The organism is Tepidiforma sp. (assembly GCF_034432735.1).
GTDB lineage: Bacteria > Chloroflexota > Dehalococcoidia > Tepidiformales > Tepidiformaceae > Tepidiforma.
Map to the genome: position 1 here is coordinate 23,547 of NZ_DAOUBJ010000041.1, position 12,602 is coordinate 36,148.

Consider the following 12,602-nt stretch of genomic DNA (forward strand, 5'->3'; position numbering starts at 1 on the left):
GACTCACCTGATATTTCGCTTTTCACGAAAGACTGCCAGAAGCATACCCAATCCTGCAGTCAGCGACACCCGCCGAAACCGTCCGGAAACGATAGAAGCCACCTATCTGGTGTATCGTATGCGCCAAGAACACCCGCACGCCGCGAGACGCCCATGCGCGACCCCTCGAGCCTGCTCGTCCCCGCCGATGGCCGCCCCTACACCTACCGCGGCGAAATTCTCGACGTGCCCCGCGCCGTCGAAGCCCTCAAAGGCGCCCTCCTCCACGTCTCCGAAGCGCTCCCCGGCCGGCTCCAGCTCCTCCAGCAGACCGCCCTCGCCCTCCTCACCCGCCGCCACCAGCTCCTCATCTCCCGCGCCGGCACCGGCAAATCCCTCTACGGCGACAGCGTCTTCAGCCAGTTCGAAGGCGACGTCTTCAAAGCCCAGTTCAGCCAGGGCACCCGCCTCGAAACCATCCTCGGCGGCCTCGACCTCAAACAATTCCACGAAGGCCGCCTCTGGCACAACACCGCCCACTCGCTCGTCACCGCCGATTTCGCCTATCTCGACGAATTCATGAACGCCAACGACGTCGTCCTCGAAGCGATCCTCGGCATCCTCAACGAGCGCCGCTTCCAGCAAGGCGAACAACAAGAAGACGCCCGCCTGCACACCGCCCTCGCCATGACCAACCACCTCAAATTCTCCGCCATCGCCGAGCCCATACTCGATCGCTTCATGTTCAAAGCCTCCATCGACCCAGCCGGCGATACCCTCAACGACATCCTCATCGACCTCGCCTACGCCCGCCACCACGGCCGCGCCCAGCCCCCCGAGCACCGCATCCCCCTCGAAACCCTGCGCGAACTCTCCGCCATCGTCCTCGGCGAACACCCCGAGCGCCGGATCGAAGCCCCCCACGACATCCTCTTCCTCAAGAACGAAGTCATCGACGCCTACGTCACCCGCCACGCCGCTCGCACCCAGGCCGCCGGCATCACCCGGCCCACCACCGACGGCTACGTTTCGCCGCGCACCAAGGCCGCCTGCCGCGACGTCCTCAACGCCTCCGCCCTCCTGCACCACCGCGACACCGTCGACCGCTCCGACCTCGCCGCCCTTCGCTTCGTTCTCACCATCATCCCCGGCAACGACCGCGCCCTCCACGACCCAGGACAGGACATCTTCGCCGAAGCCCTCCAATCCACCCTCGCCGGCTACACCGAAGCCGACCTCGAAACCGTCCGCGAGCTCACCGCCATCGCCCAATCCTTCCACCTCTACCTCCACGGCATCCCCATCGAAGCCCAACCCGCCCACCGCGGCCTCATCCGCTTCGTGCTCGCCCTCATCGGGAAAACCAGCTGGCACGACGTCACCATCGAAACCTTCCTCGAAGCCCTCCGCGGGCGAACCATCACCAACCCCCGCGTCAACGCCCTCCGCGAAGAAATCCTCGAAGAAGTCGAGGAGTACGCCGATGCCTGACCTCTATCCCGACCTCGCCGGCGCCTCCCCCGCCGCCCGCGCAGCCGCCGTCCAGGCCGACCTCGAAGCCCTCTACCGTTCGTGGAGCATCCTCGACCTCGTCGGCGAAACCGTCGATGCCCTTCCCCCCGAATGGCTCCGGATCCTCAACATCGCCCGTACCCTGCGTGAAGGCATCCCCCTCCCCGGAGTCGATCTCGCCCCCGAAATCCAGCGCCTCCTCCAGGCCCAGCGCCCCGAGTACCACCTCGTCGAACACCGCGAACGGAAACATCGCATCGTCTACCCCGTCCAGCCCGACACCCGCATCCAGCCCCTCCGCCACCTCGAAGACCTGCCACAGATTACCATGCCCGACCTCCTCCTCCGCGACCTCGACCCCGCCATCTTCGAATTCCGCCTCGTCTCCGGCGACATCAACGCCCTCTACCACGTCGACCCCGGCCCCGCCGAAGAAGACTACGACGAGGTACGGCTCGAGCGCGTCCCCAAACCACCGCCCGGGGCCCGGCCCCGCCAGCGCGTCTACGTCCTCCTCGATGTCTCCAACTCCATGCGCGAGGCCAACAAACTCCTCTTCGCCAAAGCGCTCGTCCTCGCCTACCTCCTCACCGCCTGCGAAGAACGCGCCCGCATCAGCTTTCGCACCTTCGCCAACCGCATCCACCCGCGGACCGACTGCACCACCCCCGCCGACTTCCCTCCCCTCGCCAAACGCATCCTCCAGGTCACGCCCGACGGCTCGACCGATATCCGCATCGCCCTCGCCACCGCCATCGGCGACATCGGCGAACTCGACGCCATCGGGCGCGACCGCACCGGATTCGCCCCTTCACCGACCGAGCTCCTCCTCATCTCCGACGTCGAGTCCTACGCCATCCCCTCCATCCCGCGTTGGGTCCGCCTCCACACCATCCACCTCAAAGGCGGCCCCATGGCCAAGAACTACGTCGCCAGCTTCGAGCAGGTCCGCCAAGCCAGCGCCACCTTCACCGAAATCGAAACCACCCGCCTCGCCCTCCCCGGGACAGCGCGCGAGCGCTGGCTCCTCCAGCAAGACGGGCGACTCGCCCGCGACATCGACGCCACCCAACGCGGCGCCGCAGCCACCGACCGCCTCGAAAAGCGAAACGCACTCCTCCGCGCCTACGAGCGGATGGCCGAAGCGGCCGCCGGCGAAGGTAAGCGGCCCGTCGGCGCCGCCAGAGGGGCGCCCGGATTCGGCGGCACGCCCTCCCCACTGCACATCCTTTGCCGCTGGCTCGCCGCCCTCCTCCATCCCATTCGGGCCCTCCGCCGCCCCGCCCCGACGCGCCGCCAGGCCGCCTACGCCGGCACCGTCCTCTTCCGGGCCCGTCGCTAGCCCCGCAAACTCCCATCCGGGAAGACCGTCCCCGCCAGCCGCCCCCGCGCGATCAGCGCCGGAGTAACCAGCGCCCCCGTAAAATCCGCGCGCGACAAATCCGCGAACTCGAAATTCACCCCCGGGCCCACTGCCCGCTCCAGCACCGCGCCCGTGAGGTTCGCCCGCACCAAGACCGTCGACGCCAGCGCCGCCTCCGTCAGGTCCGCCTGGCGCAAACTGGCGCCCTCGCACTGCGCATGCGAGAGATCCGCCCAGCGCAAATTCGCCCCATCCAACCGCGCACCCAGGAGCTTCGCCCGCCGCAGCGAGGCCGCCTCCAGATTCGCCCCCTGGAGCAGCGCACCTCGCAGGTCGCACCCCGCAAGGTCGAGGCCGCGGAGGTCCACCCCCCGCAAATCGGCGCCCGGCGCGCTCGCGCCCGCCCCCAGCACCACTCCGCCCACCGCCAGCGGCCCGCTCCGGAAGCCAGCCGGTACCCGCCCAGCCGCCGAGGCCGGCCGGCCATCCCCGCCGTCCCGCTCCCCCGCCACGCGCAGGTGCTCCGCCCGCGCCCGGTCGTAGGCCGCCCGCAGCCGATCGTCACCCAAGATCGACCACGCCTCGCGGAGGCGCTGACGTTGGCGCGTCAGCCGCTCCCCCGAAACATCCTTCGCCAGCAGCTCGTCCGCCAGATCCGCGATCGCCCGCCGGATCGCCTCGCGCGATGCCCCCGCCGGAACGCCGAGGAACTCGTACCAATCGAACGACCCGTCGATGCGCGGCGCCGCCCCCGGCTCCCCCGGCCGGCCATCCTGTGGCGGCGGATCGGCTGGCCGCGGCCGTTGCGCCGGGCGCCCCGCCGCCCCAGGGCGCGCCCGTGGCCGCCCGCTCCCCGCAGCAGCCCGCCCCGCCCGCGCCCCAGAAAACGCCCGCGCCGCCCCTGCCGGACGCGAGCGGTCGTACTCCGCCCGCCGCACCGGGTCGCGCAGCACCTCCCACGCCTCGTTGATGCGGCGCATCCGCACCGCCGCCTCCGCCGACGAGTTCACATCCGGGTGGTGCTCCCGTGCCAGCCGCCGGTAGGCAGCCCGCACCTCCTCGAACGATGCCGAGGCCGAAACCTCCAACTCCGCATAGTAATCGCGCGCCGGACCCACCCCGCTAGTATCCCACGCCACCCGCGGAGCGGAGACTCCTTGCATGGCCCCGTTCGGCCGCGTACCATTGTTGAGCGAGTTACTCTACTTTTCCCAAGGGGCCCCGCATGCTCGTTTCCACCCGCGGCGACTACGGCCTTCGCGCCCTCATCGAGCTCGCCGCGAACTACGGGGGCGGCCCCCTCCAATCATCGGAGATCGCCCTTCGCCGCCACATCCCCGAACAGTACCTTGACCAACTCCTCGCCACCCTCCGGAAAGCCGGCTTCATCCGCAGCCTGCGCGGCCCGGCCGGCGGCCACGAACTCGTCCGCCCGCCCGACCAGATCACCGTCAAAGAAGTCGTCGAAGCCCTCGAAGGCAGCCTCTCCCCCGTCTCCTGGCTCGACGAGCCCCCCGAGATGACCGACCACCCCCATCGATGCGGCCAGCGCGAAATCTGGGAGCGCATCCGCCACGCCACCGAGGAGATCCTCTCCTCCTACACCATCGCCGACTTGCTCGAACGCGAGCCCACCGCCGTCGCCGGGAGATGGGTCATATGACCGTCCATAGCAGCCGCCCCCTCGTCGCCGATTCCGTCCTCGACCTCATCGGGGGCACACCCCTCGTCCGCCTCAAGCGGGTCATCCCCCAGGACGCCGCCGCCGTCCTCGGCAAAATGGAGAGCCTCAACCCCGGCGGCAGCGTCAAAGACCGCATCGCCCTCGCCATGATCGAAGAAGCCGAACGGAGCGGCCGCCTCCAACCCGGTGCCACCATCGTCGAGCCCACCTCTGGCAACACCGGCATCGGCCTCGCCCTCGTCGCCGCCGTCAAAGGCTACCGCCTCATCCTCACCATGCCCGAAGACATGTCCATCGAGCGCCGCCGCCTCCTCGAACGCTACGGCGCCGAGCTCGTCCTCACCCCCGCCATCGAAGGCATGACCGGCGCCGTCTTCGCCGCCCAAGAACTCTGCCGCGAACACCCCGATTACTTCATGCCCCAGCAGTTCGAAAACCCCGCCAACCCCGCCGTCCACGAACGCACCACCGCCCGCGAAATCCTCCACGCCACCGGTGGCCAGATCGATGCCTTCGTCGCCGGCGTCGGCACCGGCGGCACCATCACCGGCGTCGGCCACATCCTTCGCAACGAACTCGGCGATCGCGTCCGCATCGTCGCCGTCGAGCCCGCCCGCTCCCCCGTCCTCTCCGGCGGCCGCGCCGGCATGCACGCCATCCAGGGGATCGGCGCCAGCTTCGTCCCCGGCGTCCTCGACCGCACCGTCTACGACGAAATCATCCGCGTCGAAGACAAAGACGCCATCCAATGGTCCAAACGGCTCGCCCGCGAAGAAGGCATCCTCGCCGGCATCTCCGCCGGCGCCAACGTCTTCGCCGCCCGCAAAATCGCCGAACGCCTCGGCGCCGGCAAGACGGTCGTCACCGTCATCTGCGACACTGGAGAACGCTACCTCAGCGTCAACATGTAGCCCGTCGGAAACCCCCAATCGCACCCACCGCAGAGAGAGTTGCGATGTGCAACCATAGTTCAGCTGACCAGCGCCGAAGGAGGACCCCCGTGTCAGTCAACGTCTACATCCCCACCCCGTTCCGCCGCCTCGTCGGCAACCGCGCCAGCGTCCGGGCAACTGGCGTCACCATCAGCGACATCATCGACGACCTCGACCGCCAGTTCCCCGGCTTCCGCGCCCAGCTCGTCGATTCCACCGGTCAGCGCGCCCGCCACATCAACATCTACGTCAACCAAGTCGAAATCGAAAACCTCGCCGGCGAAGCCACCGAGCTCCACGAAGGCGACGAAGTCGCCGTCATCCCCGCCCTCGCCGGCGGCGCCCCCACCGCACTCACCCCCGAAATGGTCGAGCGCTACAGCCGCCACATCATCATGCCCCAGGTCGGGAGCGCCGGACAGCGCAAAATCATCGAATCCAAAGTCCTCATCATCGGCGCCGGCGGCCTCGGCTCCCCCGTCGCCCTCTACCTCGCCCTCGCCGGCGTCGGCACCATCGGCATCGTCGACTTCGACGTCGTCGATCGCTCCAACCTCCAGCGCCAAATCCTCCACCAAACCGACGACATCGGAAAACCCAAAGTCCAGTCCGCCCGCGAAACCCTCCTCGCCCACAACCCCAACATCCAGGTCGTCACCCACGAGGCACCGATCACCAGCGACAACGCCATGGAGATCATCGGCCAATACGACATCGTCGTGAACGGCGCCGATAACTTCGCCACCCGTTACCTCGTCAACGACGCCTGCTACCTCCTCCGAAAGCCCCTCGTCGATGGCTCCATCCTCATGTTCGACGGACAGGCCACCACCTACCTCCCCGGGAAAGGCTGCTACCGCTGCCTCTACCCCGCACCGCCACCGCCCGGCATGGTGCCCTCCTGCGCCGAAGCCGGCGTCCTCGGCGCCATGTGCGCCACCATCGGCAGCATCCAGGCCACCGAAGTCCTCAAACTCATCCTCGAGATCGGCGAACCCCTCGTCAACCGGCTCCTCCTCTACGATGCCCTTTCCCTCGAATTCCGCATCGTCAAAGTCCGGCGCGACCCCGACTGCCCCCTCTGCGGCGACAACCCCACCATCCACGAACTCATCGACTACGAAGCCTTCTGCGGCGCGCCCATCCCCCACGCCGCCGCCCCCTTCGGCGGCTAGCCCAGCATCCCACCACGGAGAAGCCCGAGCCACCCATGACCAGCACCGCTACCCCCACCGTCAGCGTCCGCCTCACCGCCGTCCTCCAAAAGCTCACCGGCGGGCAAAAGACCATCGAAGCCTCCGGCCGAACCGTCGCCGAAGTCTTCGACGACATCGAAACCCGCTACCCCGGCTTCAAAGCCCAGGTCTACGGCCCCGACGGCAAACCCCACCGCTTCGTCAACATCTACCTCAACGACGAAGACATCCGGTACACCGGCGGCATCGACACCCCCCTCGAGGCTGGCGACATCCTCGATATCCTGCCCGCCCTAGCCGGCGGCCAGTGACACCCGCGCCATGGCGCTCTACCACTCCATCCTCGAACTCATCGGCAACACCCCCCTCGTCGAGATGCGCTCCATCTCGCCGCGGCCCGGCATCCACCTCTACGCCAAACTCGAAGGCCAAAACCCCACCGGCTCCGTCAAAGACCGCATCGCCAAGTACATGATCGAAGCCGCCGAAGCCCGCGGCGAGCTCCGACCCGGCGACACCATCCTCGAGCCCACCTCCGGGAACACCGGCATCGGCCTCGCCATGATCGGCCGCGTCAAAGGCTACCGCGTCGTCTGCGTCATGCCCGAAAGCGTCAGCGAAGAACGCACCTTCCTCCTCCGCGCCTACGGCGCCGAGATCATCTACAGCCCCGGCGAACTCGGCTCCAACGGCGCCATCGCCAAAGCCAAAGAGATCGTCGAAGCCAACCCCGGCAAGTACTACTTCCCCTACCAATACGCCAACGAAGCCAACCCCCGCGCCCACTACGAAACCACCGGCCCCGAAATCCTCCGCGACCTCCCCGAAGTCACCGTCTTCGTCGCCGGCCTCGGCACCGGTGGCACCCTCACCGGCACCGGCCGCTACCTCAAAGAACACAAGCCCGGCGTCAAGATCATCGCCGCCGCACCACACCCCGGCGACCTCGTCCAAGGCCTCCGCGCCCTCGAAGAAGGCTTCATCCCGCCCGTCTTCGACGAAACCGTCCTCGACGGCAAAATCGTCGTCGATAGCCGCTCCAGCTTCGCCATGGCCAAAGAACTCACCCAAAGAGAAGGCCTCTTCGTTGGCATCAGTTGCGGCGCCGTCGTCAAAGCCGCCCTCAAAGCCGCCGAACGCCTCCAAGGCGAACAGCACATCGTCTGCCTCCTCGCCGACGGCGGCTGGAAATACCTCTCTTCCAACCTCTGGACCACCGACTGGGAAGACCTTCCCGAAGACATCGAAAGCAAAATCTGGTGGTAGCTGCCCCGCGCGCACGCGACCTCGGCTGACGCCGCCGCCACCTACCCTCCCCCTTGGAACCCACCGCACCGGGCGCCCCGGGGCCACCGCCGTCCCCTCCACCGCCCGGACGACCCCATCCACGGAGGAGGACCCACGTGTACTGCCCCAGCTGCACCAGCTGGTCCGCCGAGTCGGCAGCCTTCTGCTGGAAATGCGGCCTGCCGCTCCGCGGCCAGACGACCGAACCGCCGCCCCCACCCCCAGCCAGCGGCTCCCGGCCCGTCTCCAGCGTGCCGTTCGCGTCGCGGCCCGCGCAGGCCCTCCACGCCCCTCCCCCTTCGCCATATCCCACACCCACCCGGCCACCCTCCGTCCACCACCCGCCCCTGGCCGGATCGGCCATCGGCACCGGTTGGACCTACCGCTCAGCCTCCGGGCTGGCGGGCAGCATCTCCGGTTTCGCCGTCCTGATAGCGCTCACTGTCGGCCTCGGCGCGACCTTCGCGTTCATCGGCCTCGTCGTCGACGACACCGATCCCATCGTCATCGGCATCGCAATCTCCTTGGTCGGGGTGTTCGCCACCCTCCTCCAATACCCCCTGCTCATCGTTTGGACCCGGCGCATCACCGGCAACCTCCTCCCGTTCCAAGCCGACCTTCGATTCGGTACCGGCTGGGCAATCGCCGCATGGTTCATCCCCATCCTGTCGCTCTGGTACCCGATCCGAATCTGGAATCAGGCATGGCGCGCCACCAGGCCCGACCTCGTCCCCCCGATCGGTTGGAAGTGGGAAGGCTGGCCAGCGCCCACGATCCACGCCATCTGCTGGATGCTCAATTTCATCGGCAGCGTCGTATGGCTCAACGGCGTGCCCACCCTCGATCCCGAAGCCGCCCCAGCACCGTACCTCCAAGTCGCCGGTGGCTGGCTCTGGGCCCTCGCCAACCTGCTCCTCATCTTCGTCGTCCAGGCCCTCACCTCCCGCCAAGACACGTACGCCCGGCAGTACCTGCCAAACCTCTCCCCCAGCTCTCACCTCCCTCCAGCCCCCTTCCGCCCCGTCCAGTACTGACCCCGAATCCCCCGAACGCCAGCGGCCCGGCAGCCAACGGCTGCCGGGCCGCCATCTCCACGCCCCCGCACGTTCAGCCGGCGCCGTCCTCCTCCCCGCCGCCATCCCCCGCCGCACCCCGCCCTCCCGCGCGTTGGCCAAGCTCGCGGTCCAAGAACAAAAGCCCCGTCCGGTCCTCGCCCACCATCCGCAGCCGCTCCAGAATCGTCGAAACCGTCGCCTCCTCCTCCGTCTGCTCGTTCACGAACCACTGCAAGAGCGGCAGCGAAGCGTAGTCCCGCTCCTCCAGCGCCAGCGCGTACAAGTCGTGGATCGCCTTCGTCACCCGTTGCTCGTGCCGTAGCGCCGCCTCGAACGCCTCCACCACCGTCGCCGGCGTCGGCGCCGGCTTGTCCAGCGCCAGCAATTCCAGCTTCCCGCCCCGCTCCAGCACGAAATTGATGAACTTCATCGCGTGCACGTGCTCCTCCGCCGATTGGAGCCGCATCCAGTGGCTGAACCCCGGAAAACTCCGGAGCTCGAAATCCGCCCCCATCTGCAAATACACGAACGACGACTCGAACTCCAGCTTGATCTGCGCGTTGTACGCCCGCGTCAGCGATTCCGAAAGCTGCATCGCAAACCTCCAAAGCCGAATCCGGCCATCTCCGAGTCTACCCCACCCCCGACCCCTCGGTGCGCCCCGCGCTTACCCCCTACCCCACGATCCGCTATCCTGCCCCTGGCACCGGGACCGACCGCAAGGCCCGAAGCCAGGATGGTTCCCCCGCGCATGCTCCTCGCCTTCGACATCGGCAACACCTCCATCCACATCGGCCTTTGGGATGCTGACCGCCTCGTCGATACCTGGCGTATCGGCGTCGAACGCGAAAAACTCCCCGACGAATACGGCGTCCTCATCCTCTCCCTCCTCGAATACAGCGACATCGACCCCGCCAGCATCACCGCCTGCATCATCGGCTGCGACGTCCCCCCGCTCATCCCCACCTTCGAGCAGGTCTGCCGCAAATACTTCCGGGTCGAACCCCTCCTCGTCGGTCACGGCCTCCGCACCGGCGTCCGCATCCTCTACGACAATCCGCGCCAGCTCGGCGCCGACCGCATCATCGACGCCGTCGCCGCCAGCCGCCTCTACGGCACCCCCGTCATCATCGTCGACTTCGGCACCGCCACCGTCTTCGATGCCGTCAACGAGCAGGGCGATTACCTCGGTGGCGCCATCGCCCCCGGCATCGGCATCGCCTCCGAAGCCCTCTTCTCCCGCGCCGCCATGCTCTACCGCGTCCAGCTCGAACGCCCGCCCGCAGCCATCGGCAAGAACACCGTCCACGCCATGCAGTCCGGCATCCTCTTCGGCTACGTCGGCCTCGTCGAAGGCCTCGTCGCCCGCTTCAAACAGGAGCTCGGCGGTAACCCGCCCGTCGTCGCCACCGGTGGCCTCGCCTCCCTCGTCGCAGCCGAAACCGACTGCATCGACATCGTCAACGGCGACCTCACCCTCATCGGCCTTCGCCTCATCTACGAACTCAACACCGACCGCGACTGACCGACCGAAAAGAAGGGCCTCCCCCATGCCCGCGTTCACCCCTCGCGACCTTCCCCTCCAAGACCTCCACATCGTCCTCGGCGTCACCGGATCCATCTCCTGCTACAAAGCCGCCGATCTCGCCAGCAAACTCCGCCAGGCCGGCGCCGCCGTCGAAGTCGTCATGACCCCCGCCGCGGCCCAATTCATCTCCCCCCTCACCTTCCGCTCCCTCACCGGCCGCGATGTCATCGTCGACATGTTCCAAGCCGCCGAAGCCGAAGCCCACGTCGAAGTCGCCCGCCGCGCCGATGCCATGGTCATCGCCCCCGCAACCGCCGATTGCCTCGCGAGCCTCGCCCACGGCCTCGCCGGCGACATGGTCGCCCTCACCGCCCTCGCAACCCGCGCCCCCATCCTCCTCGCTCCCGCCATGGACAACCACATGTGGGAACATCCCGCCACCCAAGAGAACGTCCTCACCCTCCGCGAGCGGGGCGTCGCGTTCGTCGGCCCCATGGAGGGGCGCCTCGCCAGCGGCCGCACCGGAGCCGGCCGCCTCGCCGAAGTACCCCAGATCATTGGCGCCCTCCGCCAGCTCCTCGGCCAGCGGACCGGCGACCTGCGCGGCCGGCACATCGTCGTCTCCGCCGGCGGCACCCACGAACCCCTCGACCCCGTCCGCTTCATCGGCAACCGCTCCAGCGGCCGCATGGGCTTCGCCATCGCCGAGGCCGCCCGCGACCGCGGCGCCTTCGTCACCCTCGTCGCCGGCCCCGTCGCCCTCGAAACCCCCTGGGGCATCCAGCGCGTCGACATCCAGACCGTCGCCGAGATGCTCGTCGCCCTCGAACAGGCCACCGCCGACTCCGACGCCATCATCATGGCCGCCGCCCCCGCCGACTTCCGCCCCGCCCACCCCGCCGACCACAAAATCAAAAAAGCCCCCGACCAATCATCCCTCACCATCGAGCTCGCCCAGAATCCCGACATCATCGCCAGCCTCCCCGGTGGAGGCGTACGCGTCGGATTCGCAGCCGAAACCCGCAACCTCGCCGACTACGCCCGCCAAAAGCTCCCCGCCAAGCGCCTCCACTTCATCGTCGCCAACGACGTCAGCGCCCCCGGATCCGGGTTCGGCACCGAGACCAACCAAGTCGTCATCTTTCACGACGATGGCCGCGTCGAAGAGTTCCCCCTCCTCTCCAAATACGCCGTCGCCCACCTCATCCTCGACCGCGTCCGAGAGCGGCTCCAACCCCAATCCTGACGTTCGCCGCCTAGGCCCCGGGCGTCGGGTCGCCCGCGCTCAGCATCCGCCCCAGCCACTCCCGCGGCGGTGGGAGCTGCCTGCGATAGCGCAGGTAGAACACCGTCGCCGGCACCGCCAGCGCCACCGCAATCAGCCCCGCCGACACCGCCTGTGCCTCCCACGACTTCCCGAACGAATCGCCGAACGCCACCACCACCGTCGTCGGCACGATCGAACCGAAAAACACCAGCGTCGTGAACAACCGGAACGACATCCCCGTGAGCCCCGCCGCATAGGCCGCGAAATCGAACGAAACTGGCATCATCCGCCACCAGAACACCAAATGCGGCCCCATCTCCTTCGCCAGGCGATCCACCCGTTCGGCCCCCTCCCTTCCGATGAGCCGCGGAATGAACCGCCGACCGAACCTCCGCGAAATCGCAAAGATCACCACCGAGCCCAACAGCTGCCCCAGTACCGAATAGACCACACCCCAGACCGTACCCCAGGCGATCCCCGCCGCGATCATGAACGGCGGGTTCGGGATGGGCGCCACCACCATCGCCAAGGCCAGCACCAGAATCAGCAGCACCGGCCCCCACGGCCCAAGGTCCCGAATCCACGCACGCACCGCCTCCACATCGATATCGCCCGTCAGCAGCCCCAGCAGCACCACGCCACTCGCCCCGCCCAAGGCCAGCACCCCGAGCACCCGCCGCCGGAACTTCGGGTCCGCCAGGAGCGGCGTGCCCGGCGGCAACGGCCCCGCCTGCCGATTGGCACCGAGCAAATCGCCCAGCTCCCCCCACGTCACATACGCCACCACCAGCCCCAGCCC

At 68.2% G+C, this 12,602-nt stretch carries 13 protein-coding genes; 10 read left to right on the forward strand and 3 right to left on the reverse strand.

Annotation, left to right across the window (positions count from 1 at the left end; all coding sequences use genetic code 11):
* Window positions 1-153: 153 nt before the first annotated feature.
* Together VAE53_RS04260 and VAE53_RS04265 are read left to right on the forward strand one after the other, a co-directional pair.
* Window positions 154-1,470: an AAA family ATPase gene (locus VAE53_RS04260; RefSeq protein WP_322818125.1), complete on the forward strand. Its 1,317-nt coding sequence runs from the start codon at window positions 154-156 to the stop codon at window positions 1,468-1,470.
* Window positions 1,463-2,833 carry a vWA domain-containing protein gene (locus VAE53_RS04265; protein WP_322818126.1) on the forward strand — a complete coding sequence of 457 codons (1,371 nt, stop codon included), beginning with the start codon at window positions 1,463-1,465 and terminating at the stop codon, window positions 2,831-2,833. The genes VAE53_RS04260 and VAE53_RS04265 overlap by 8 nt, the downstream gene beginning before the upstream one ends.
* Here VAE53_RS04265 and VAE53_RS04270 read toward each other — a convergent pair.
* Entirely contained in the window at window positions 2,830-3,972 is a 1,143-nt protein-coding gene (locus tag VAE53_RS04270; RefSeq protein WP_322818127.1) for a pentapeptide repeat-containing protein, read from the reverse strand. The genes VAE53_RS04265 and VAE53_RS04270 overlap by 4 nt on opposite strands.
* Before the next feature lie 107 nt (window positions 3,973-4,079).
* On the opposite strand from VAE53_RS04270, the gene VAE53_RS04275 reads away from it, so the two are divergent.
* From VAE53_RS04275 to VAE53_RS04300, 6 genes are all read left to right on the forward strand, one after another.
* Window positions 4,080-4,517, forward strand: a complete 438-nt coding sequence (locus VAE53_RS04275) for an Rrf2 family transcriptional regulator (RefSeq protein WP_322818128.1) — start codon at window positions 4,080-4,082, stop codon at window positions 4,515-4,517.
* Complete coding sequence (gene cysK / locus VAE53_RS04280) at window positions 4,514-5,449, forward strand: cysteine synthase A (RefSeq protein WP_322818129.1); 936 nt, start codon at window positions 4,514-4,516, stop codon at window positions 5,447-5,449. The genes VAE53_RS04275 and cysK overlap by 4 nt, the downstream gene beginning before the upstream one ends.
* 89 nt (window positions 5,450-5,538) lie before the next feature.
* On the forward strand, window positions 5,539-6,645 hold the full coding sequence (moeB, locus tag VAE53_RS04285) for a molybdopterin-synthase adenylyltransferase MoeB (protein WP_322818130.1): 1,107 nt from the start codon (window positions 5,539-5,541) through the stop codon (window positions 6,643-6,645).
* Between the two features lie 35 nt (window positions 6,646-6,680).
* Window positions 6,681-6,977 carry a MoaD/ThiS family protein gene (locus tag VAE53_RS04290; RefSeq protein WP_322818131.1) on the forward strand — a complete coding sequence of 99 codons (297 nt, stop codon included), beginning with the start codon at window positions 6,681-6,683 and terminating at the stop codon, window positions 6,975-6,977.
* 10 nt (window positions 6,978-6,987) lie between these two features.
* Window positions 6,988-7,932 carry a cysteine synthase family protein gene (locus VAE53_RS04295; protein ID WP_322818132.1) on the forward strand — a complete coding sequence of 315 codons (945 nt, stop codon included), beginning with the start codon at window positions 6,988-6,990 and terminating at the stop codon, window positions 7,930-7,932.
* A 137-nt stretch (window positions 7,933-8,069) separates the two neighbouring features.
* Entirely contained in the window at window positions 8,070-8,987 is a 918-nt protein-coding gene (locus VAE53_RS04300; RefSeq protein ID WP_322818133.1) for a DUF4328 domain-containing protein, read from the forward strand.
* A gap of 73 nt (window positions 8,988-9,060) precedes the next feature.
* Here the strand turns inward: VAE53_RS04300 and VAE53_RS04305 are convergent, their stop codons facing one another.
* Window positions 9,061-9,603: a ferritin gene (locus VAE53_RS04305; RefSeq protein ID WP_322818134.1), complete on the reverse strand. Its 543-nt coding sequence runs from the start codon at window positions 9,601-9,603 to the stop codon at window positions 9,061-9,063.
* Between the two features lie 156 nt (window positions 9,604-9,759).
* On the opposite strand from VAE53_RS04305, the gene VAE53_RS04310 reads away from it, so the two are divergent.
* Window positions 9,760-10,533: a type III pantothenate kinase gene (locus VAE53_RS04310; RefSeq protein WP_322818135.1), complete on the forward strand. Its 774-nt coding sequence runs from the start codon at window positions 9,760-9,762 to the stop codon at window positions 10,531-10,533.
* A 25-nt stretch (window positions 10,534-10,558) separates the two neighbouring features.
* Window positions 10,559-11,782, forward strand: a complete 1,224-nt coding sequence (gene coaBC, locus VAE53_RS04315) for a bifunctional phosphopantothenoylcysteine decarboxylase/phosphopantothenate--cysteine ligase CoaBC (RefSeq protein WP_322818136.1) — start codon at window positions 10,559-10,561, stop codon at window positions 11,780-11,782.
* Between the two features lie 10 nt (window positions 11,783-11,792).
* Here coaBC and VAE53_RS04320 read toward each other — a convergent pair.
* Window positions 11,793-12,602, reverse strand: an 810-nt coding sequence (locus VAE53_RS04320; protein ID WP_322818137.1) for a TVP38/TMEM64 family protein, incomplete at its 5' end; no start/stop codon positions are given.

Excerpts from the sequence above, each read along its gene's own strand:
- VAE53_RS04260 (WP_322818125.1), top strand. The coding sequence starts at position 154 with ATGCGCGACCCCTCGAGCCTGCTCGTCCCCGCCGATGGCCGCCCCTAC.
- VAE53_RS04265 (WP_322818126.1), top strand. The coding sequence starts at position 1,463 with ATGCCTGACCTCTATCCCGACCTCGCCGGCGCCTCCCCCGCCGCCCGC.
- VAE53_RS04275 (WP_322818128.1), top strand. The coding sequence starts at position 4,080 with ATGCTCGTTTCCACCCGCGGCGACTACGGCCTTCGCGCCCTCATCGAG.
- cysK (WP_322818129.1), top strand. The coding sequence starts at position 4,514 with ATGACCGTCCATAGCAGCCGCCCCCTCGTCGCCGATTCCGTCCTCGAC.
- VAE53_RS04290 (WP_322818131.1), top strand. The coding sequence starts at position 6,681 with ATGACCAGCACCGCTACCCCCACCGTCAGCGTCCGCCTCACCGCCGTC.
- VAE53_RS04295 (WP_322818132.1), top strand. The coding sequence starts at position 6,988 with ATGGCGCTCTACCACTCCATCCTCGAACTCATCGGCAACACCCCCCTC.
- VAE53_RS04305 (WP_322818134.1), bottom strand. The coding sequence starts at position 9,603 with ATGCAGCTTTCGGAATCGCTGACGCGGGCGTACAACGCGCAGATCAAG.
- VAE53_RS04310 (WP_322818135.1), top strand. The coding sequence starts at position 9,760 with ATGCTCCTCGCCTTCGACATCGGCAACACCTCCATCCACATCGGCCTT.
- coaBC (WP_322818136.1), top strand. The coding sequence starts at position 10,559 with ATGCCCGCGTTCACCCCTCGCGACCTTCCCCTCCAAGACCTCCACATC.